20 protein-coding genes are annotated in these 19,672 nt (G+C 61.3%); 8 read left to right on the top strand and 12 right to left on the bottom strand.

The genetic code is table 11. The features are described 5' to 3' along the window. Window positions 1-25: 25 nt before the first annotated feature. Complete coding sequence (locus CSQ95_RS15290; RefSeq protein WP_099410108.1) at window positions 26-1,000, bottom strand: LysR family transcriptional regulator; 975 nt, start codon at window positions 998-1,000, stop codon at window positions 26-28. Window positions 1,001-1,116: 116 nt separating this feature from the next. On the opposite strand from CSQ95_RS15290, the gene CSQ95_RS15285 reads away from it, so the two are divergent. Beyond that, window positions 1,117-1,572: a hypothetical protein gene (locus tag CSQ95_RS15285; RefSeq protein WP_099410107.1), complete on the top strand. Its 456-nt coding sequence runs from the start codon at window positions 1,117-1,119 to the stop codon at window positions 1,570-1,572. A 17-nt stretch (window positions 1,573-1,589) separates the two neighbouring features. Here CSQ95_RS15285 and CSQ95_RS15280 read toward each other — a convergent pair whose 3' ends face one another. The 9 genes from CSQ95_RS15280 to CSQ95_RS15240 form a co-directional block, all read right to left on the bottom strand. Then, window positions 1,590-2,132, bottom strand: a complete 543-nt coding sequence (locus CSQ95_RS15280) for an NAD(P)H-dependent oxidoreductase (protein WP_099410106.1) — start codon at window positions 2,130-2,132, stop codon at window positions 1,590-1,592. Between the two features lie 225 nt (window positions 2,133-2,357). Beyond that, entirely contained in the window at window positions 2,358-2,699 is a 342-nt protein-coding gene (locus tag CSQ95_RS15275) for a helix-turn-helix domain-containing protein (protein WP_099410105.1), read from the bottom strand. Window positions 2,700-2,822: 123 nt separating this feature from the next. Further along, the gene (gltA, locus tag CSQ95_RS15270; protein WP_034752071.1) at window positions 2,823-4,124 is read right to left on the bottom strand and encodes a citrate synthase; all 1,302 of its coding nucleotides are present in this window, start codon (window positions 4,122-4,124) and stop codon (window positions 2,823-2,825) included. Window positions 4,125-4,245: 121 nt separating this feature from the next. Continuing rightward, complete coding sequence (locus CSQ95_RS15265; RefSeq protein WP_034752073.1) at window positions 4,246-4,527, bottom strand: succinate dehydrogenase assembly factor 2; 282 nt, start codon at window positions 4,525-4,527, stop codon at window positions 4,246-4,248. A gap of 117 nt (window positions 4,528-4,644) precedes the next feature. Beyond that, a complete protein-coding gene (locus CSQ95_RS15260) occupies window positions 4,645-5,355 on the bottom strand; it encodes a succinate dehydrogenase iron-sulfur subunit (protein WP_034752075.1) in 711 nt (236 codons plus the stop codon). A 9-nt stretch (window positions 5,356-5,364) separates the two neighbouring features. Continuing rightward, window positions 5,365-7,146, bottom strand: coding sequence for a succinate dehydrogenase flavoprotein subunit (gene sdhA / locus CSQ95_RS15255; protein WP_099410104.1), 1,782 nt, complete (start codon window positions 7,144-7,146; stop codon window positions 5,365-5,367). Window positions 7,147-7,148: 2 nt separating this feature from the next. Continuing rightward, entirely contained in the window at window positions 7,149-7,514 is a 366-nt protein-coding gene (gene sdhD, locus CSQ95_RS15250) for a succinate dehydrogenase, hydrophobic membrane anchor protein (RefSeq protein ID WP_034752078.1), read from the bottom strand. Window positions 7,515-7,516: 2 nt separating this feature from the next. Then, window positions 7,517-7,939, bottom strand: coding sequence for a succinate dehydrogenase, cytochrome b556 subunit (gene sdhC, locus CSQ95_RS15245; RefSeq protein ID WP_034752080.1), 423 nt, complete (start codon window positions 7,937-7,939; stop codon window positions 7,517-7,519). A gap of 307 nt (window positions 7,940-8,246) precedes the next feature. Continuing rightward, window positions 8,247-9,131 (bottom strand): GntR family transcriptional regulator, encoded by an 885-nt coding sequence (locus CSQ95_RS15240; protein WP_086136318.1) that lies wholly within the window; start codon window positions 9,129-9,131, stop codon window positions 8,247-8,249. A 305-nt stretch (window positions 9,132-9,436) separates the two neighbouring features. Between CSQ95_RS15240 and CSQ95_RS15235 the strand changes: the two genes are divergently transcribed. The 5 genes from CSQ95_RS15235 (at window position 9,437) to CSQ95_RS15215 (ending at window position 16,372) form a co-directional block, all read left to right on the top strand. Next, window positions 9,437-10,426: a malate dehydrogenase gene (locus tag CSQ95_RS15235; RefSeq protein WP_070219190.1), complete on the top strand. Its 990-nt coding sequence runs from the start codon at window positions 9,437-9,439 to the stop codon at window positions 10,424-10,426. A 113-nt stretch (window positions 10,427-10,539) separates the two neighbouring features. Then, window positions 10,540-11,538, top strand: coding sequence for a CoA ester lyase (locus CSQ95_RS15230; protein WP_099410103.1), 999 nt, complete (start codon window positions 10,540-10,542; stop codon window positions 11,536-11,538). Window positions 11,539-11,551: 13 nt separating this feature from the next. Beyond that, window positions 11,552-12,097: a hypothetical protein gene (locus CSQ95_RS15225; protein ID WP_099410102.1), complete on the top strand. Its 546-nt coding sequence runs from the start codon at window positions 11,552-11,554 to the stop codon at window positions 12,095-12,097. Window positions 12,098-12,184: 87 nt separating this feature from the next. After that, a complete protein-coding gene (gene acnA, locus CSQ95_RS15220) occupies window positions 12,185-14,905 on the top strand; it encodes an aconitate hydratase AcnA (protein ID WP_070219187.1) in 2,721 nt (906 codons plus the stop codon). A 213-nt stretch (window positions 14,906-15,118) separates the two neighbouring features. Continuing rightward, the gene (locus tag CSQ95_RS15215; RefSeq protein WP_070219186.1) at window positions 15,119-16,372 is read left to right on the top strand and encodes a DUF2863 family protein; all 1,254 of its coding nucleotides are present in this window, start codon (window positions 15,119-15,121) and stop codon (window positions 16,370-16,372) included. A gap of 261 nt (window positions 16,373-16,633) precedes the next feature. On the opposite strand, the gene CSQ95_RS15210 is transcribed toward CSQ95_RS15215, so the two are convergent. Both CSQ95_RS15210 and CSQ95_RS15205 read right to left on the bottom strand, forming a co-directional pair. Beyond that, window positions 16,634-17,098: a CYTH domain-containing protein gene (locus CSQ95_RS15210; RefSeq protein ID WP_070310307.1), complete on the bottom strand. Its 465-nt coding sequence runs from the start codon at window positions 17,096-17,098 to the stop codon at window positions 16,634-16,636. A 12-nt stretch (window positions 17,099-17,110) separates the two neighbouring features. Then, window positions 17,111-18,232: a M14-type cytosolic carboxypeptidase gene (locus CSQ95_RS15205; RefSeq protein WP_099410101.1), complete on the bottom strand. Its 1,122-nt coding sequence runs from the start codon at window positions 18,230-18,232 to the stop codon at window positions 17,111-17,113. 299 nt (window positions 18,233-18,531) lie between these two features. Between CSQ95_RS15205 and CSQ95_RS15200 the strand changes: the two genes are divergently transcribed. Together CSQ95_RS15200 and CSQ95_RS15195 are read left to right on the top strand one after the other, a co-directional pair. Beyond that, entirely contained in the window at window positions 18,532-19,194 is a 663-nt protein-coding gene (locus CSQ95_RS15200) for a TetR/AcrR family transcriptional regulator (protein WP_099410100.1), read from the top strand. Window positions 19,195-19,290: 96 nt separating this feature from the next. Further along, window positions 19,291-19,662 carry a hypothetical protein gene (locus CSQ95_RS15195; protein ID WP_099410099.1) on the top strand — a complete coding sequence of 124 codons (372 nt, stop codon included), beginning with the start codon at window positions 19,291-19,293 and terminating at the stop codon, window positions 19,660-19,662. Window positions 19,663-19,672 lie beyond the last annotated feature (10 nt).

Genomic DNA, 19,672 nt, shown 5'->3' with positions numbered 1-19,672 from the left:
GCTTGCAAGCCTGTCACTGTTGTGCTTACGGCACATCGGCGGCCCTGCCGGCGTGCCGCTTGCGCCCAACTGGTCTGCCCGGCAACGGCCCCGCCGCGATGGCCGCCAGCCAATCAGGATCGCCGGCAAACCACTCGACCAGAAAGTCGAGCATGGTGCGCAGCAGCGGCGACATGTGCTGGCGCGAAGTGTAGACACCATAGATGCCCATATCCTGCGGCACGTAAGCGGGCAGCAGTTCCACCAGCTGTCCGCTGGCGATCAGCGGCGCGGCCGAATAGCGCGGCTGCATGGCGATGCCCGCCCCCGCCACCGTGGCCACCAGCAAGACCAGCGACTCATTCGCCGACAGGCGGCCGCTGACGGGGACAGTGAGCGCTTCCCCGTCATGCGTAAATTGCCACAGGCTCTTGCCGAAATACGTGTACGTCAGACAGTTGTGCAGGGCCAGGTCTTCCGCCCGGCGCGGCGTGCCGTGCGCCGCCAGATACGATGGTGCGGCGCACACCACCGACGCGCAGCTGGCTAGCTGGCGCGCGATCAGGTTCGGTTCGAGCGCGTTCGTGATGCGGATGGCCAGGTCGATGCGCTGTTCCACCAGGTTGACGGCCCGGTTCTCCATCTGCAGGTCGACGGCGGCGCGCGGGTAGCGCCGCAGGTAAGCGGTCACTGCGCCAGCGAGCGCCGTCTGCGCCAAGGATTGCGAGCAGGTGATGCGCAGCAAGCCGTGCGGCGTGTCGAGACCCTCGGGCGACGTGACGGCCATGGCGCCGGCCACGTCCAGCATCTGCCGGCAGCGCGCCAGGGTAGCCTCGCCCGCATCCGTCAGGCTCAGGCGGCGCGTGGTGCGATGCAACAGGCGCGCCCCCGCCCACTCTTCCATCTCGGCCAGGTAGCGCGTCACCATGGCGCGCGACATGTCGAGCGCCTCGCTGGCGGCCACCATGCTGCCCCGCTCGGCGATGGCGACGAATACTTGTGCGGCGGTGATACGGTCCATGCGCTACTCCCTTGATTCATCCGATCCATGCAACTAAGTATTGCAATCTACCCTATTTGTCGCGCCTGGTCGAAAGGATAATATGCGACATGAGCACCTAATGCAGAAAGAATAATATGTTTGCACGCGCCGCCCTTCCCTCCCGTACGCTGGAAACTTTCCAGCTGGATGTACTGGGCCGCGCACCGTCCACTTCGCTGCTGCTGAGCGGCGTGGCCGACGCCATCCTCGTCAATGCCCAGTTCCTGCGCGACGATGCGGCGCAGTTAGCGCACACCATCGCCGCCAGCGGCAAGCGCTTGATCACCATCTATATCAGCGCGGCCGAACCGCAAGCGTATTTCGGCCTGGGCGTGCTGCGCCAAGCCTTTCCGCAAGCCCGCATCCTCGCCAGCGGCGCCACGGTCGAGGCGATCCGCCGCCAGGCCGGCGCCAGGGTCGCCCACTGGGGCGGCATCCTCAAGCACAACGCGCCGCGCTGCATCGTCATGCCCCAGCCCTATGAGGGCACCAGCCTGCAGCTGGAAGGAAGACAGGTCGCGCTGCGCCAGCTGGAAGCGGCCTTGAACTGAGGCCGCTCCGGCCGGCTCTACAACGCGGTCAGGAAGCGCTCATACTCTTGCGCGCTGCGCGCCAGCCGCTCGGCATAGCCCGTTTCCTTCGGCCCGTCTTCCGCGCCATAGAAGGCAAAGAAGCGGCGGTTGTCGGCGCCGATATACGCCAGGGTGACATCGAACGGCGCCAGCAGCTGCGCCAGGGTGACGTGCCACTTGCCTTGCGGCGTGAAGTCTTCCTCGCGGATACCTGCCGTCACGCCCAGCGCCACCTTGCGGCCCCTGAAGGCGTCGCCGCCCGAGCCGTAGGCCCAGCCATACGCCAGCACCTCGTCGAGCCACCGCTTGAGCAAGGGCGGGCAGCTGAACCAGTACACGGGGAACTGCAAGACCACGTGGGCGTGCGCCTCCACCAACGCCTGCTCGCGCGCCACATCGATGTGCCCGTCCGGATAAGCCTGGTGCACGTCGTGGATGGTATAGCGGTCGGGATACCGCGCCAGTTCCTGCAGCCAGCGCTTGTTGGCCACCGACGTGGCGATGGACGGATGGAAGACGATCACAAGGGTTTTCATCATGCTGCTTTCCTGAAAATGAGAGGGATGCACCGGCCCCGCCTTCTCAGGAAAGCAGGCAAGCCGATGCCCTGCCCCATGACGCGCCGCACGTGGCCGCGCGCCTCCAAGGGCAGAAACAGCATAGCCATGCTGGGTACTTTTCACAAGTACGCACATTAACTGCTCATACCATACAAAAAGTAAGTTACCTGACTGTGAAAAAGCGCCTTGCCATGCGCATCCGCATCAGACTGGCTGGTGCCGCTCGCCCCACTCGCAGAGGGTATGCAGCACAGGGATCAGCGAGTCCCCCTTGCTGGAGAGCGAGTATTCCACCTTGGGCGGCACTTGCGGATACTCCTTGCGGACGATCAGCGCGTCCGCTTCCAGCTCCTTGAGCACGACGCTGAGGGTCTTGAAGGCGATGCCGCCCAGATGGCGCTTGAGTTCGTTATGCCGCAGCACCTTGTTTTCCGCCAGCGCGTACAGGATCAGCATCTTGTATTTCCCGCCGATCAGCGACAAGGTATAGCCAAATGCAGTATCGCCGAGGGCCACGCCGCCGGGGGCGCAGGTTTCTTCATTCATCGCGTTGTGCTTCCTGTTGATCAGAGTACGAGCATAACAGCCCGGCGGCCCCGGCTTGCGTCGAGCACGCGCATAAAAAAACGGGCCGAAGCCCGTTTTTTGTTTACTCGATACCGCTCTGGATTAACGCTTGTCCAGTGGCAGCACTTCACGCGTGGTCGAACCGACGAACAGCTGGCGCGGACGGCCGATCTTTTGCTCTGGGTCGGCGATCATTTCGTTCCACTGGGCGATCCAGCCGATCGTACGGGCCATAGCGAAGATACCGGTGAACAGCGACACAGGGATGCCCAGCGCCGATTGCACGATGCCCGAGTAGAAGTCGACGTTCGGGTACAGTTTGCGCGACACGAAGTATTCGTCGTTCAGTGCAATCTTTTCCAGCTCCATCGCCAGCTTGAACAGCGGATCGTCTTGCAGACCCAGTTCTTGCAGCACTTCGTAGCAGGTTTCACGCATCAGCTTGGCGCGTGGATCGAAGTTCTTGTACACGCGGTGGCCAAAGCCCATCAGCTTGACGCCCGAGTTCTTGTCCTTGACTTGCGCGATGAAAGCAGGGATGTTCTCGACGGTGCCGATTTCTTTCAGCATGTTCAGTGCCGCTTCGTTGGCGCCGCCGTGGGCAGGGCCCCACAGGCAGGCGATACCGGCAGCGATACAGGCGAACGGGTTGGCGCCCGACGAACCGGCCAGACGGACGGTCGAAGTCGATGCGTTTTGCTCGTGGTCCGCATGCAGGATCAGGATGCGGTCCAAGGCGCGCACCAGCACGTCGTTGACCTTGTACTCTTCGCACGGGTTGGCGAACATCATGTGCATGAAGTTGGCGCTGTACGACAGGTCGTTGCGTGGGTACACGAACGGCTGGCCGACCGAGTACTTGTAGGTCATGGCGACCAGGGTTGGCATCTTGGCGATCAGGCGGATGGCCGACACTTCGCGGTGACGCGGGTCGTTGATGTCCAGCGAGTCATGGTAGAACGATGCCAGCGCGCCGACGGTGCCCACCAGGACCGACATCGGATGCGCGTCGCGGCGGAAGCCGCGGAAGAAGAATTGCATCTGTTCGTGCACCATCGTGTGCTTGGTGACGGTGTCGACGAACTTGGCCTTCTGCGCCGCGTTCGGCAGTTCGCCGTTCAGCAGCAGGTAGCACGATTCCATGAAGTCGGCGTTGACGGCCAACTGTTCGATCGGGTAACCACGGTACAGCAGCTCGCCCTTGTCGCCGTCGATGTAGGTGATCGACGAGTTGCAGGCGGCCGTCGACATAAAGCCTGGGTCGTAGGTGAACTTGCCGCTACCGGCGTACAGTTTGCGGATGTCGATGACGTCCGGGCCAACTGTGCCTTTGTAGATTGGAAATTCAAGCGATGGGCTGCCATCGGAGAACGACAGGGTAGCTTTTGTGTCAGAGATATTCATGGGCTCTTCCTTCTCGGGAGTGAGTCGAAATTAAAATCAAAAATTCTGGCTGCAATTCGCACCGCATTCGGCAGTGCTACAGCGCGCCACTCGCACCGTTTGCAATATATCGCCCAGGCGTCTAGGCAATGCGCAGTCGTTGCAGCAGTGCGCGCACATGCGGCAGATCGACTTCGCCTTCCGGCTCTTTACGGGCCAGTACCAGATCCATTAACGCATTGTCCGATAAATCCAGCAAACGCGTCAGCGCGTCAACTTCTTCATCGGTCAATTCGGTTTCATACGCATCGAGAAAACGGGTCAGGATAATGTCGTTTTCCAGCAGGCCACGGCGTGAACGCCAGCGCAGGCGGGCGCGGTTGGCCGGGTCGGCCTGATGCGAGGACAAAATTGATTCTGTCATTTGGTTTACCACTTTACGTGTGTCTTGCGGCACGGTGCTGCTTTGCAGGCGCCGCCTGCAGGCAAGAGAGGATACCCTCTTCCGGCAAACGGCGCCCGGCGGACGCGATCAGGAGGATCAGATCGCGCGGCGGACCATCAATTCCTTGATCTTGCCGATCGCCTTGTTCGGGTTCAACCCTTTCGGGCAGACGTCGACGCAGTTCATGATCGAATGGCAGCGGAACAGGCGGTACGGGTCTTCCAGGTTGTCCAGACGCGCACCGGTGGCTTCGTCGCGCGAATCGGCGATGAAGCGGTAGGCTTGCAGCAGGCCGGCAGGACCGACGAACTTGTCCGGATTCCACCAGAACGACGGGCACGACGTGGAGCAGCATGCGCACAGGATGCACTCGTACAGGCCATCGAGTTCTTCGCGCTGTTCCGGCGACTGCAGGCGCTCTTTTTCAGGCGGGATCGAATCGTTGATCAGGAACGGCTTGATCGAATCGTACTGCTTGAAAAATTGCGTCATGTCGACGATCAGGTCGCGGATGACCGGCAAGCCTGGCAACGGACGCAGCACGATAGGCTCCGACAGTTCGTTCAGGTTGGTGGTGCATGCCAGGCCGTTCTTGCCGTTGATGTTCATCGCGTCCGAACCGCACACGCCTTCGCGGCACGAGCGGCGCAGGGCCAGCGAGTCATCGACGTCCGCCTTGATGCGCTGCAGTGCGTCGAGCAGCATCTTGTCGGTGTCTTTCAGTTCGACCGTCAGGTCTTGCATGTACGGCTTGGCATCCTGGTCAGGATCGTAGCGGTAGATTTTGAATTTGAGAGTGCGTGCCATGGTATAGCCTTAGAAAGTACGTGGTTTCGGTTTGAAGGTATCAACCGTCAGCGGCTTGGTCACGACCGGCTTGTATTCCAGTCGGTTGCCTTCCGAATACCACAGAGTGTGCTTCATCCAGTTCTCGTCGTCGCGTTGCGGATGGTCGTCCTGGGCGTGCGCGCCGCGCGATTCCTTGCGGGCCGCTGCCGAAACGATGGTCGCTTTCGCCGTCTCGATCAGGTTGTCCAGCTCCAGCGCTTCCACGCGGGCCGTGTTGAAGACCATCGATTTATCCTTGAAGGAGACGTGCTTGCGGCGCTCGTCGAGCTTCATGATTTCTTCGACGCCCTTGTTCAGCATCTCGTCGGTACGGAACACGCCGCAGTACTTCTGCATCGTTGCGCGGATGTCGTTCGCCACGCCCTGCACGGTTTCCGTGCCGGTCGAGTTTTCCAGGCGCTGCAGACGGCCCATGGCGAAATCGGCAGCATCGGCTGGCAAAGGCTTGTTTTCCTTGGCTTTCAGGCCGCTGTTGACGATGTGGTTGCCGGCCGCGCGGCCGAAGACCACCAGGTCGAGCAGCGAGTTCGTGCCCAGGCGGTTGGCGCCGTGCACGGAAACGCAGGCGCATTCGCCGATCGCGTACAGGCCGTTGACGACCTTGGCCGAATTATCCGGACCGGTCGGGGTGACGACCTGGCCGTGGATGTTCGTCGGGATGCCGCCCATCTGGTAGTGAATCGTCGGCACGACAGGAATCGGTTCCTTGGTGGCGTCGACGTTGGCGAACTTGTGGCCGATTTCCAGGATCGACGGCAGGCGCTTGGCGATGGTGTCGGCGCCGATATGGCGCAGGTCCAGCATCACGTGGTCCTTGTTCGGACCGCAGCCGCGGCCTTCCTTGATTTCCTGGTCCATCGAACGCGAGACGAAGTCGCGCGGCGCCAGATCCTTCAGCGTCGGCGCATAGCGCTCCATGAAGCGTTCGCCTTCGCTATTGATCAGGATGCCGCCTTCGCCGCGCACGCCTTCGGTGATCAGTACGCCCGCGCCGGCCACGCCGGTCGGGTGGAACTGCCAGAATTCCATGTCCTGCAGCGGCAGGCCGGCGCGTGCCGCCATGCCCATGCCGTCGCCGGTATTAATGAACGCATTCGTCGACGCGGCGAAGATGCGGCCTGCGCCGCCCGTTGCCATGACCGTCGTCTTTGCTTCCAGGATCATGCATTCGCCGGTTTCCATTTCCAGCGCGACGACACCGATCACGTCGCCTTCGGCGTCACGGATCAGGTCGAGCGCCATCCATTCGACGAAGAAGTGCGTACGCGCGCGCACGTTGCGCTGGTACAGGGTGTGCAACAGGGCGTGACCGGTACGGTCGGCTGCCGCGCAGGCGCGCTGCACCGGCTTTTCGCCGAAGTGGGCCGTGTGGCCGCCGAACGGACGCTGATAGATGGTGCCGTCAGGGTTGCGGTCGAACGGCATGCCGAAGTGTTCCAGCTCGTACACGACTTTCGGTGCTTCGCGGCACATGAATTCGATGGCATCCTGGTCGCCCAGATAGTCGCCGCCCTTGACGGTGTCGAACATGTGCCAGAACCAGTTGTCTTCAGCCATGTTGCCGAGCGACGCGCCGATGCCGCCCTGCGCTGCCACGGTGTGCGAGCGGGTCGGGAAGACCTTCGACAGAACTGCGACGTTCAGGCCGGCTTCAGCCAGCTGCAACGACGCACGCATGCCGGAACCGCCGGCGCCAACGATGACCGCATCAAAGCGGCGGGTAGGGATTGCAGATTTATATGCTGCCACGATTACACACTCCAGAGTATCTGTACCGTCCAGCCGGCACAAGCGATCAACCACAGCATGGTGGCAATTTGCAGGGTCAGACGGAGGCCAGCGCTCTTCACGTAGTCCATCCAGATGTCGCGTACGCCGACCCATGCGTGGTAGAACAGGGCGACGAAGGTCACCAGGCTGAACAATTTAAACCACTGCTGTGCGAACAGACCAGCCCAGCCTTCATAGCTGAAGTTGCTGCCAGTCAAGAAAGAAATAAGCAGGATGGCCACATAAGCCACCATGACAATGGCGGTGACGCGTTGCGCCAGCCAGTCGCGCAAGCCGTAATGGGCACCGACGACGAGGCGTTTCGGTCCGATATTATTGTCTGCCATGTTTAAAATACTCCAAACAGTTTCAAAGCAACCAAAGCCGTCAACACCAGGCTCACGACCAGCACGGACGACGCGGTCTTGCGGGCCGAATCTTTTTCGATGGCAACGTGCACATCCATGAACAGGTGACGGATACCGGCGCAGAAGTGGTGCAGGAAGGCCCAGACCAGACCCAGGGTGATCAGCTTGACGAACCAGTGCGAGGCGATGCCCTGGAAGTAGGCATAGGACATTTCGGAACGCAGGCTCAGTTCCAGCATGTACAGTATGCATGGCAGCAAGGCGAAAATGATGAAACCGCTGATGCGATGCAGGATCGAGACGATGGCGCCGACAGCCATGCGGTAGTTCGACAATTCGGTAACATGAATGTTACGGAATTGCGGCCGTTCTTTTTTTGGTACTTCTCTTACGGCTTCAGACATAACAAAAACCTCCCCTTTGAATTTCAACTAAATATTGAAGCCGCGATTTTCGCCGATTTTCGCAACCCATACCAATATCTATTGTTACATATAACCAAAATGGTTTTTTACTACAAAATACCGCGCTACTTTCCGTAGTTCACGTAATTTAATTACAGAATCGCTGGCAAAACACGGCCCGCCGGGGGCGGGCCATGTTGTCGCTGCGCTTTCCGTTGTCTCCGTAGCCCGCCTTGCGGCAGGCATCTTGCAAGCGATGCACTTCAGCCTTGCCGCTTGTGCGGACACCCGCAGGCGCCCCGCAGCTTCAGCTGAGTTCATTCTGATAATGGTGGCGACTGGTCAGGTACAAGCCCCGGCGCAGTTCGACCGGCTTGTCGCCGTAGGTAAACGACACGCGCTCGGAACTGAGCAAGGGCGTGCCGAGGTCGATATTCAACAGTTGCGCGGCGCCCGCGTCGGCGCACACGGCGCGGATCTGCTCGGACGCGCGTATCATGCGCGTGCCGAATTCCGTTTCGAACAGGCCGTACATGGGCCCCTTGTATTCCACCAGGCGCTCGGCCGTCAGGCCCTTGAAGATCAGGCCGGGCAGCCACAGCTCTTCGACGATGGTCGGCACGCCGTCGAAATACTGGACGCGCTTGATGAAGATGACGGCGTCGCCGGACTTCAGGTCCATCAGGCGCGCCACGTCGGCCGGCGCGCGCACGCGCTTGACTTCGATGAATTTGCTTTCGGGATAATGCGGCACGCCTTCGTCCGGCACCAGGCGCAGGAAGCGGAAATGCGCGCGCGCCTCATGGTGGGTCGACACGAAAGTGCCCTTGCCCTGGCGGCGCATGACGAGATTCTCGGCGGCCAGTTCATCGATGGCCTTGCGCACCGTGCCCTGGCTGACCTTGAAGCGGCCGGCCAGCTCGACCTCGCTGGGAATGAGCTCGCCCGGCTTCCATTCGCCCGATTGCAGGCTTTGCGTGATGAGCGCCTTGATCTGCTGGTACAGGGGACTGAAGGTGGGCGAAGCAGTGACTGCAGGCACGGCGGACGCAGTGGTATTGCTGGCAGCCGTCACGGTGACTGGCGTACTGGCCGCCGCAGCGACGGGCGTGGCCGGGGTGCCCGCGGTCGGACTGACCGCCCCGCTTGCAGCAGTGGCATTGTTGGTCAGATTGGACGAGGCGGAATTCATAGTCCGACATTTCAACACAAATCACTGCCCGCGTCCAGTAAAACAGACGCGGTTATCTGTCTTATATAAGACATAAGATATGATTGACAGATAGGGATCGGAGGCCTAAACTGCCCTCGATAAAACATGTGAGCCCGCGTTTTATGTTGTCGGCCAGCCACTCTGGCTTCGTGCAGCACGAGCGTGACGGCAGCGTACACCAGCAATTCGGTGGCGCGGGCCGGTTTTGGTATCATTATAGTTTTTCCGGATAAGCGTAAGCCCAGCTTCAAGCCCGTTTTCTTTCCCATTTTTGGAGATTCATCATGGCTAAAACCCCAATGCGTGTTGCAGTGACCGGCGCCGCCGGCCAGATCGGCTACGCCCTGTTGTTCCGCATCGCCAATGGCGACATGCTCGGCAAAGACCAGCCTGTCATCTTGCAACTGCTTGAAATCCCGGACGAAAAAGCCCAGAAGGCGCTCAAGGGCGTGATGATGGAAATCGACGACTGCGCCTTCCCGCTGCTGACGGAAATGACCGCCCACTCCGATCCGCTGACCGCCTTCAAGGATGTCGACGTGGCCGTACTGGTTGGCGCGCGCCCACGCGGCCCAGGCATGGAACGCAAGGACCTGCTGGAAGCGAACGCCCAGATCTTCACGGTGCAAGGCAAGGCGCTCGACGCCGTCGCTTCGCGCAATGTCAAAGTGCTGGTGGTCGGCAACCCTGCCAACACCAACGCCTACATCGCCATGAAATCGGCGCCATCGCTGCCGGCGAAAAACTTCACCGCCATGCTGCGCCTGGACCACAACCGCGCGCTGTCGCAAGTCGCTGCCAAGACCGGCACCGCCGTGAAAGACATCGAAAAGCTGACCGTGTGGGGCAACCACTCGCCAACGATGTACGCCGACTACCGCTTCGCCACCGTCAACGGCAAGGCTGTAAAAGACCTGATCAACGACCAGGAATGGAACGCCAACGTGTTCCTGCCAACCGTCGGCAAGCGCGGCGCGGCCATCATCGAAGCGCGCGGCCTGTCGTCGGCAGCGTCGGCAGCGAACGCGGCCATCGACCACATCCATGACTGGATGCTGGGCACGAACGGCAAGTGGACCACCATGGGTGTTCCTTCGGATGGCTCGTATGGCATCCCGGAAGGCACCGTGTTCGGCTTCCCGGTCACCACCGACAACGGTGAGTACACGATCGTTCAAGGTCTGGAAATCGATGCATTCTCGCAAGAGCGCATCAACCTGACCCTGAAAGAACTGACCGAAGAGCGCGAAGGCGTGAAACACCTGCTGGCCTAAGTCCAGTTCTGGCGGCGCGGCGCAAACGTGCCGCCCGCCACGAAGGCCGCCCCGCGAGATTCGCGGCGCGGCTGTTTTATCAAGTAGTCTTTACCTGCAGAAATGCCTTAAGCATGCACCCTTCCGAGGTTTTATTCCAAGGCAAACGCCAGCCGCTGTTGCTCGCCGCTTGCGACCACTACGCCGGCTCTGAAAAGCTGATGCGTAAATCGATTGCTTTGCAACAAGAGCTTGGTCCCCTGTTCGACATCACGTTCGACTGCGAAGACGGCGCCAGCGCCGGCAATGAAGAATCCCACGCCCTGATGATCGCCGGCCTGCTGGCCAGCGACGACAACCAGTTCAACCGCATCGGCGTGCGCGTGCACGACGTCGACAGCCCGTTTTTCGCGCGCGACGTGGAAATCATCTGCACGGCCGCATCCCGCCTGGCCTACATCGCCGTGCCCAAGGTGGCCGGCGTGCAGGACGCCATGCTGGCCATCGACCTGATCAACCTGCACGCGCGCCGCGCCGGCCGCGACAACCTGCCCGTGCACATCCTGATCGAGACGCACGGCGCGCTGCGCGACGCCTATGCGATCGCCGCCCTGCCCCAGGTCGAATGCCTGTCCTTCGGCATCATGGATTTCGTCTCGGCCCATTACGGCGCCATTCCCGCCGCCGCCATGCGCACGCCGGGCCAGTTCACGCACCCGCTGGTGGTGCGCGCCAAGCTCGAAGTGGCGGCCGCCTGCCACGCGCACGGCAAGGTGGCGTCGCATAACGTGACGACGGACGTGCGCGATTCGGCCGTGGTGGCCAACGACGCCCAGCGCGCGACAGCCGAGTTCGGCTACACGCGCATGTGGAGCATCCACCCGGACCAGATCAAGCCCATCATCAAGGCCTTTACGCCGCGCCTGTCCGAAGTCAACGAGGCCAGCAACATCCTCAACGAAGCGCTGCGCGCCAACTGGGGGCCGATTGCGCAAAATGGCCGCTTGCACGACCGCGCCAGCTACCGATATTATTGGACCGTTTTGCAACGCGCCAAACTGGCGGGCCTCGGCCTGCCCGAGGCGGCTGCTGCATTACTCAACACCCCCTCTTCCAGCACCACTGAAAACTGACAGGAATTACACGATGTCCCTCTCCAAATTAGCAATTGCCTGCAGCGTCGCGCTGGGCGCCATGACCCTCACGCTGGCGCCAGCCAGCTTCGCCGCCACGGCAGAGGCAAATCCCAAGGCCGTCAAGGCCAAGCCAAAGGCCAAGGCCGCCAAGGCAAAAGCTGCCGCCAAGGAAGCCCATCCGCTCGCCATGTCGGTCGCCGACAAGGAAGAAGCCGATGAACCGAACACGGCAGGCTCGGCCTCCACCGATTTCAATTGTGAACTTGGTAATAAAATTACCATCTACACCAATGCTACTGACGACAAACACATCGCCCTGCGCTGGAAGAAGCGCCTGCACCGCCTGAGCCGCGTTGGCACCACCACCGGCGCCAACCGCTTCGAGAACCGTCTGTATGGTCTCGTGTGGATCGGCATCCCGGCCAAAGGCATGCTGCTCGACTCCAAGCAGGGCCGCCAGCTGGCCAATGAATGCAAGGACGCGGAGCAAGCCAAGCCGGCGGCAGTGGTGGAAGCCCCGCCATCGCTGGGCGTGCTGCCGGCGACCGGCGGCTGATGTGCGTAGCAAGGGCCTCTTCGGGGGCTCAGTCATGTTTTGTAATTTGAATAATCAATAATAGACGATACCCAACAAGGAGAGGTCATGTCCCGCAACACTCTGAACACGCTCAAGGACTTTAATATTTCGGACAGCAAGAAGGGCAAGCTGTATTCCCTGCCTGCGCTGGAAAAAAGCCTGGGCATCAATGTCTCCCGCCTGCCAGTGTCGATTCGTATCGTGCTCGAATCGGTATTGCGCAACTGCGACGGCAAAAAAGTCACCGAAGAACACGTCAAGCAATTGGCGAGCTGGGGCCCGACCGCCGAGCGCACCGACGAGATCCCGTTCGTAGTGGCGCGCGTCGTGCTGCAAGACTTCACCGGCGTACCGCTGCTGGCCGACCTGGCAGCGATGCGCAACGTGGCCGCCAAGATGGGCATCAACGCCAAGAAGATCGAACCGCTGGTGCCGGTCGACCTGGTGGTCGACCACTCGGTGACCATCGACCACTACCGCGAAAAGAAAGCGCTGGACCTGAACATGAAGCTGGAATTCTCGCGTAACAACGAGCGTTACCAGTTCATGAAATGGGGCATGCAGGCATTCGACACCTTCGGCGTCGTGCCGCCGGGCTTCGGCATCGTCCACCAGGTCAACCTGGAATACCTGGCGCGCGGCGTGCACCACGCAGGCAAGAAAGCCGGCGACGTGTACTACCCTGACACCCTGGTCGGCACCGACTCGCACACCACCATGATCAACGGCATCGGCGTAGTCGGCTGGGGCGTGGGCGGCATCGAGGCGGAAGCCGGCATGCTGGGCCAACCGGTCTACTTCCTGACGCCTGACGTCATCGGCGTGAACCTGTCGGGCGCGCTGCGCGAAGGCTGCACCGCCACCGACCTGGTACTGACGATTACCGAACTGCTGCGCAAAGAAAAAGTCGTCGGCAAGTTCGTCGAATTCTTCGGCGAAGGCACTGAGTCCTTGACCCTGACGGACCGCGCGACGATCGCCAACATGGCACCGGAATACGGCGCGACCATGGGCTTCTTCCCCGTCGACGAAGCGACCATCGACTACTTCAAGGGCACCGGCCGCAGCAAGGCTGAAATCGCCGCGTTCGAAGGCTACTTCAAGGCGCAGAACCTGTTCGGCGTGCCAAAAGCCGGCGACATCGACTACACCCGCGTGGTGGAACTGAACCTTGCGTCGGTCGCTCCGTCGCTGGCCGGCCCGAAACGCCCGCAAGACCGTATCGAAATCGGCAACGTCAAGGCCAACTTCGCCGAGCTGTTCGCCAAGCCGACGACCGAAAACGGCTTCAACAAGAATCCGGCCGACCTGGCTGCCGTGTACGAAACGACGAACGGCGTGAAAGTGTCGAACGGCGACGTGCTGATCGCCGCGATCACCTCGTGCACCAACACCTCGAACCCGAGCGTGATGCTGGCTGCCGGCCTGCTGGCCAAGAAAGCCGTGGAAGCCGGCCTGAAGGTCGCTCCGCACATCAAGACCTCGCTGGCTCCCGGCTCGCGCGTCGTGACCGAATATCTGACCGCCGCCGGCCTGCTGCCCTACCTGGAAAAACTGGGCTTCGGCGTGACCGCCTACGGCTGCACCACCTGTATCGGCAATGCGGGCGACCTGACGCCTGAGCTGAACGCAGCGATTGCCACGCACGACATCGTCGCGTCGGCCGTGCTGTCGGGCAACCGCAACTTCGAAGCGCGTATCCACCCGAACATCCGCTCGAACTTCCTCGCTTCGCCACCGCTGGTCGTCGCCTACGCCATCGCCGGCAACATGACGCGCGACCTGATGACGGAGCCTGTCGGCAAGGGCAAGGGCGGCAAGGACGTCTACCTGGGCGACATCTGGCCGACCTCGGCTGAAGTCTCGGCCATGATGAAGTTCGCCATGAATGCCAAGGTGTTCAAGGACAACTACGCCGACGTCAAGGGCGCGCCAGGCAAGCTGTGGGAGAAAGTCACCACCGTCTCCGGCCAAGTCTACAACTGGCCGAAATCGACCTACATCGCGGAACCGCCGTTCTTCGACAACTTCTCGATGACGCCTGCGGCAGTGGCCACCGGCATCGAAGGCGCGCGCGCACTGGGCGTGTTCGGCGATTCCATCACCACCGACCACATCTCGCCAGCCGGCTCGATCCAGGAAAACGGTCCTGCAGGCAAATGGCTGAAGGAAAACGGCGTCCTGAAAGCGGACTTCAACTCCTACGGCTCGCGTCGCGGCAACCATGAAATCATGATGCGCGGCACGTTTGCCAACGTGCGTATCAAAAACCGCATGATCCCTGCCAAGGCGGACGGTTCGGCGGTCGAAGGCGGCATCACGATCCACCAGCCTTCCGGCGAGCAAATGTCGATCTACGACGCAGCGATGAAATATGTTGCTGAAGGCACGCCAACCATGGTCTTCGGCGGCGAAGAGTACGGTACGGGTTCGTCGCGCGACTGGGCAGCCAAGGGCACCCAGCTGCTGGGCGTGAAAGCCGTGATCACCCGTTCGTTCGAGCGCATCCACCGCTCGAACCTGGTGGGCATGGGCGTGTTGCCGCTGCAATTCATCGGCGACGACAGCGTGCAGACGCTGGGTATCACCGGCAATGAAACCTTCGACCTGAAAGGCCTCGAAGGCGAAATCAAGCCACAGCAACTGGCTACCCTGGTGATCCACCGCGCCGACGGCAGCAGCCAGGAAGTCAAAGTCCTGCTGCGCATCGATACGCCGATCGAAGTCGATTACTACAAGCATGGCGGTATCCTGCCATTCGTGCTGCGTCAACTGCTGGCAGAGTAATCAGCCCAGCTGTGAGGTAAGATAAAAGCGCCGGTTTCGACCGGCGCTTTTTTTCGCCCCTGCGCCCCGTTCCGACTTGAAATTTCGACTATTGGCATGATCTAAGGACAGCTTACGTATTGCGTGCGGCTGAATCCTCTACAATACGGTTATAAGGGTTTATCATTGTTTGACTGATCCATTTTTTTCACTTTCCGAGACTCTTATCCCGCTATGCGTCGTCCTTCCAAAGATTCATCCCATAAACTGACTGCCGACAGCCAGCGCCTGGTCACCTTTGCCCAGGCGATCGTACAGGCAGCCAGCCGTCTCGAAGAGCGGTCCTGGGAACACAGCCTGGATACGCAGCTCCAGAAATTACTCAAAACCGGCCACCAGGACACCATCGACAACACCCTGGGCAGCCTGTTCAAGGAAGACTTGAACGCCTACGACGTGCTGATGGACTGCGTTGAAGCCATCAGCGAATCGACCGTCGTCACACATGAAGACGTGCGCTACGACGCCCTGCTCGTCGCCGTGCCCATCCTCGCGTGGACGCGCTTTTCCATCGCCTCCGGCCCCATGGCCGGCGACGCGCACGGCGTGCTGTCCGCGCATTTCGCCGCCCACCTGCTGGCCGACGGCACGAAGATGGCCATGGCGCCCACCCTGTATTCGATCGACCAGCTGCCGCGCAGCCACGTCGAGACCTATGCCAAGACGCAAAAGCTGGCCCTGGCCGCCCTGAAGGGCACGGCCGTCAAGCCCTCCAGCAAAGAAGCGGAAACGGCGCCCTTCCTGGCCGATACGCGCTACCTGCTGGTGGCCGTGGTGGCGCCTGCCGGCGCACCGCTGTTCCGCTGGCAGACGCCTTCGAGCCAGCTCGACTTCATCGCCGAGCGCAGCGCCGCCCTGGAACAATGGCGCACGCAGGCGACGCCGACCATCGCCCGCCTGCTGCCCGGCTGCGGCCTGGAATTGCTGCTGCCGGAAGCGTACTACGTGGCCTGCCGCGAAGCGGACAAGCTGATACGTCCCGTGTCCGTGCGCGCCGCCGTGCACTACCTGACGCACACGCTGGCCATCGAGCCGTCGGAACTGCGCGCCGTGATCGCCGGCTTCGGCGAAGAGGCGGCCGACGGCCAGGTCGACGAGTACCGCATCGCCTTCACCCTGCGCCAGGCGCCGGACGTCATCTACGGCATCGTCTGGCCCCTGTACGGCCAGGAAGACGAGGATGGCACGCCGATCGAAGGCCTGATCCAGGTCGGCATCGCCGCGCTGGACAAGCAAAAGACGCCCGTCGATGAAATCATCGAACATCTGAACGCCGCCGGCGTGACGCAGATCAAGCGCCACGCGGAACGTTTTGTCGGAGAGTATTGCGACGATTGCGGCGCCCCCCTGTTTGCCGACCCGGTCGGCGAGCTGGCGCATGCGGAAATGCCGGAAGATACGCCACAGGGCACCGAACATTTCCATTGATCTGATGACACACTCTTCAAACCTACTGCGCAGCCCACTCTCAGGTCGGCGTTACTCGCTGTACCTTTAGTACAGCTGCGTTACTCAACCCGATATCGGGCTTGCTCGCTACGGTTTGAAGAGATGTCGATGCAATAGTTGAAAGGCAGACCGCAAGTCGGATTAGCCGGAACGGCGTAATCCGACAACAGCGTTGGCGCATAAAAAAGGCGGAACCCCGGTTCCGCCTTTTTTGCATTTCACGCTACGCTTAACGCACCATCACCACTGCGAGAACGGGTGGCGGATCAGATTCGCGTTGTAGTAGCGCGCATCGCCCGACACTTCCGCGCCTATCCATTCCGGCTTCTCGAAGGGCTGGTCTTCCGAGGCCAGTTCGATCTCGGCCACGAGCAAGCCCGCATTGACGCCCAGAAACTCATCGACTTCCCACACCATGCCCGCGTGTTCGATGCGGTGGCGGTATTTTTCGATCAGCGGCTGTTCGCACAGGCCGTCGAGCAGTTCGACGGCGTCGGCCAGCGGAATCGGATACTCCCACTCGCCGCGCGTCGTTCCCACGTTGGCGCCCTTGATGGTCAGCATCGCCTGTTCGCCCTCGATGCGCACGCGCACCACGCGCTCGCGCGCGGACGACAAATAGCCCTGGCGCAGCAGTACTGCCTGCCCCAGGCCGCGCCAGGCATCGCCTTGCAGCAGGAATTTACGCTCGATCTCGACGCCCATGATCAACGCCGCTCAATCCAGCGACAGCAGGATAGGCTGCAGCATGGCCGCGCCCAGGGCCGCGCTGCGCGCCCCGTTCCAGCCCACGGCCGGATCCGGCAAGTCGGCATTTTCCTTGAACGGCATTTCCAGGGTCAGCGCCAGACAACCGAAGTGGTGGCCGATGTATTTCGACGCCAGGGTCAGCATGTCCGACTTGTACTTGCTGGCGGCATAGCCGAACTTGTCCTGGAAATCGGGGCTGGCCTGCTTGTAGCGTTCGATAAAGGCTTTCTGGTGCGCCGCTTGCGCCGGCGTGAAGTTTTCCAGCATTTCGTTGCCGGCCACAAAGTTGTACGGCAGCGCTTCGTCGCCGTGGATATCGAAGAACATGTCGACGCCCGTTTCGTGGATCTTGTTTTTCACGCACAGCACTTCCGGGCTGGACTCCAGCGATGGCGTCATCCATTCGCGGTTCAGGTTGGCGCCAGCCGCATTCGTGCGCAGGTTGCCGCGAATCGAGCCGTCCGGGTTCATGTTCGGCACGATGTGGAACACGGCGCGCTGCAAGAGTTTGCGTGCGATCGGGTTGGCGTCGTCGAGCAGCGAGTCGATCAAGCCTTCGACGAACCATTCGGCCATCGATTCGCCCGGATGCTGGCGCGCGATGACCCAGATTTTCTTTTCCGCCTGCGGATTGCCGATGGTAACCATGTTCATGTCGCGGCCGTCGACCGTGCTGCCCAGGTCCGATACGCGCGCCAGCGGATGCTCGGCCACTTCGCCCAGCAGGCGCAAATGGCGTTCCCACGTGTACGGTTCGAAGTAGGCGTAGTACACGCTGTCAAGTTCCGGCGTGTGCGAGATCGTCATGACCTGGCCGTCGAACGAGGTCGGCACGCGGAACCAGTTTTCGCTGTCGTAGCTGGCCACGGCCTGGTAGTCTTCATAGCCGGCCGGATAGGTGGCCTGGCCCGCGTTCAGGAAGCGCATCGTGCATGCCTGGCCGCGCGCGCCCTGCAGGCGGAAGTGGAACCACTGGTGGATGTCGGCGTGGCTATCCTTGCGCAAGTTCAGGTCGATGGCGCCGGCGCTGGTGGCGCTCACCACGTCGATGGCGCCCGAGTCGAAGTTCTGGCTGATTTTAATGGTCATGTAATGATCCCGTCCGAATGTAAGTGTGCCGGCGTCGCCTCGCGGGCGGCCGCCGTTGCGCTAAACGCAGTGTAAGCTATCCCTCTATTTTCCGCCCTTTGTCCCCGTTCGCAAAGCCTGGCCGGTCGATTCGTGCACCATTCCGGGGCATCGATGGAAAAGCGGGGGTCAAAAGCGCGAAAAATCGGTCTACTGTCGCATCCACCGGACAAAAAACTGAATTGTAACAATGCCAGACACATTAGCGGGCCATCGCGCCCCTATAATTCCTGCTTTCATAGAGTCGCCAGGAAAGAGTCGTGGACAAGAAGTTGACCAATATTCAGGAAAGAAAGTTGCGCGAGGCGCAGGCGCGGCGCGAACACATCATCGACGTCGTCAAAGACCTCATCAAGAAGGGTGGCGCGCGCGCCGTCTCCATCCGCAAGGTAGCCGAGGCGGCCGGTTTCTCCACCACCGTCGTGTACGCCTTGTTCCGCGACAAGGCCACCCTGATCGCCCAAGCCATGGACAAGGATTTGCTGGAACTGGTACGCGCCATGCGCACTGCTTGCGACACCAGCATGGATCCATGGGAACGCATCAGCCTGGTCGGCCGCGCCTACATCGAGTACGGCTTCCAGCATCCGGACGAGTATTCGCTGATCTTCATGGAGCTGCGTCCGCACGCGGAAGTCGACGCCGTCGAAGTGGAACACGGCAATATCGAGCAAGACCCGTATGCCTACGCGCTGCACCTGTTCGGCGAACTGGCGCAGGCGGGCCAGGTACGCCAGGACGAGCCGGCGCTGCACACGATGACGCAAATCTTTTGGCAATCGCTGCACGGCCTCGTTTCCCTGCGCATCGTCATGGATGCGGGCGACCCATGGACGCCGCACCTGGAAATGAACGCACATATCGACGACTTGCTGGCCGTCGTCACGGCAGGCATCCGCCTGCGCTTTGCACCGTCCTCGTGACGTTTGACCCAGCGCAAACCGCCCGGACGGAAAAGGCGGACAGTGGGGTGACGCCGCCTGCGCTGGTGCAGCGCGGCTCGCGCGAAGGAGTGCGAGATGAACGAAGCCTATGCCACGGACCGGCTTGACAAACAGCAAAGCGCGAACAATGCTGTACGCATGGAAGCGCGCCTGACAAAACTGGAAACGGACCGGGAACATGACCGGCTATGGTTCAAGACCCTGGAACAGCGTCTTGGCGAAGGCCTGGACAACGTGCGTGCGGAATTGCGCGACGAGTCGCAGCTGCTGCGGGCCGACCTGACGCAATTTCGCGGCGACCTGCGCGGCGACTGCCACGCCTTGCACACGGAACTGGGCGACATCCGCAAGCACATGCACACCCACTTCCTGTGGTTCATGGGCATCCAGGCCACCACCACGTTTGCCCTGCTGGGCCTGGGCGCCAAGGCGCTGCATATGTATTGAGTAGTGAAAA

Origin of the sequence: Janthinobacterium sp. BJB304, from assembly GCF_002735765.1 — a bacterium.
Taxonomy (GTDB): Bacteria; Pseudomonadota; Gammaproteobacteria; order Burkholderiales; family Burkholderiaceae_D; genus Janthinobacterium.
Note: the sequence above shows the minus strand (reverse complement) of the source record. Positions and strands in the feature narration are given on the sequence as shown.

What these genes read in the sequence shown, in the direction of transcription:
- CSQ95_RS15290 (WP_099410108.1), bottom strand. Translation starts at nt 1,000, where the DNA reads ATGGACCGTATCACCGCCGCACAAGTATTCGTCGCCATCGCCGAGCGG.
- CSQ95_RS15285 (WP_099410107.1), top strand. Translation starts at nt 1,117, where the DNA reads ATGTTTGCACGCGCCGCCCTTCCCTCCCGTACGCTGGAAACTTTCCAG.
- CSQ95_RS15280 (WP_099410106.1), bottom strand. Translation starts at nt 2,132, where the DNA reads ATGATGAAAACCCTTGTGATCGTCTTCCATCCGTCCATCGCCACGTCG.
- CSQ95_RS15275 (WP_099410105.1), bottom strand. Translation starts at nt 2,699, where the DNA reads ATGAATGAAGAAACCTGCGCCCCCGGCGGCGTGGCCCTCGGCGATACT.
- gltA (WP_034752071.1), bottom strand. Translation starts at nt 4,124, where the DNA reads ATGAATATCTCTGACACAAAAGCTACCCTGTCGTTCTCCGATGGCAGC.
- CSQ95_RS15265 (WP_034752073.1), bottom strand. Translation starts at nt 4,527, where the DNA reads ATGACAGAATCAATTTTGTCCTCGCATCAGGCCGACCCGGCCAACCGC.
- CSQ95_RS15260 (WP_034752075.1), bottom strand. Translation starts at nt 5,355, where the DNA reads ATGGCACGCACTCTCAAATTCAAAATCTACCGCTACGATCCTGACCAG.
- sdhD (WP_034752078.1), bottom strand. Translation starts at nt 7,514, where the DNA reads ATGGCAGACAATAATATCGGACCGAAACGCCTCGTCGTCGGTGCCCAT.
- sdhC (WP_034752080.1), bottom strand. Translation starts at nt 7,939, where the DNA reads ATGTCTGAAGCCGTAAGAGAAGTACCAAAAAAAGAACGGCCGCAATTC.
- CSQ95_RS15240 (WP_086136318.1), bottom strand. Translation starts at nt 9,131, where the DNA reads ATGAATTCCGCCTCGTCCAATCTGACCAACAATGCCACTGCTGCAAGC.
- CSQ95_RS15235 (WP_070219190.1), top strand. Translation starts at nt 9,437, where the DNA reads ATGGCTAAAACCCCAATGCGTGTTGCAGTGACCGGCGCCGCCGGCCAG.
- CSQ95_RS15230 (WP_099410103.1), top strand. Translation starts at nt 10,540, where the DNA reads ATGCACCCTTCCGAGGTTTTATTCCAAGGCAAACGCCAGCCGCTGTTG.
- CSQ95_RS15225 (WP_099410102.1), top strand. Translation starts at nt 11,552, where the DNA reads ATGTCCCTCTCCAAATTAGCAATTGCCTGCAGCGTCGCGCTGGGCGCC.
- acnA (WP_070219187.1), top strand. Translation starts at nt 12,185, where the DNA reads ATGTCCCGCAACACTCTGAACACGCTCAAGGACTTTAATATTTCGGAC.
- CSQ95_RS15215 (WP_070219186.1), top strand. Translation starts at nt 15,119, where the DNA reads ATGCGTCGTCCTTCCAAAGATTCATCCCATAAACTGACTGCCGACAGC.
- CSQ95_RS15210 (WP_070310307.1), bottom strand. Translation starts at nt 17,098, where the DNA reads ATGGGCGTCGAGATCGAGCGTAAATTCCTGCTGCAAGGCGATGCCTGG.
- CSQ95_RS15205 (WP_099410101.1), bottom strand. Translation starts at nt 18,232, where the DNA reads ATGACCATTAAAATCAGCCAGAACTTCGACTCGGGCGCCATCGACGTG.
- CSQ95_RS15195 (WP_099410099.1), top strand. Translation starts at nt 19,291, where the DNA reads ATGAACGAAGCCTATGCCACGGACCGGCTTGACAAACAGCAAAGCGCG.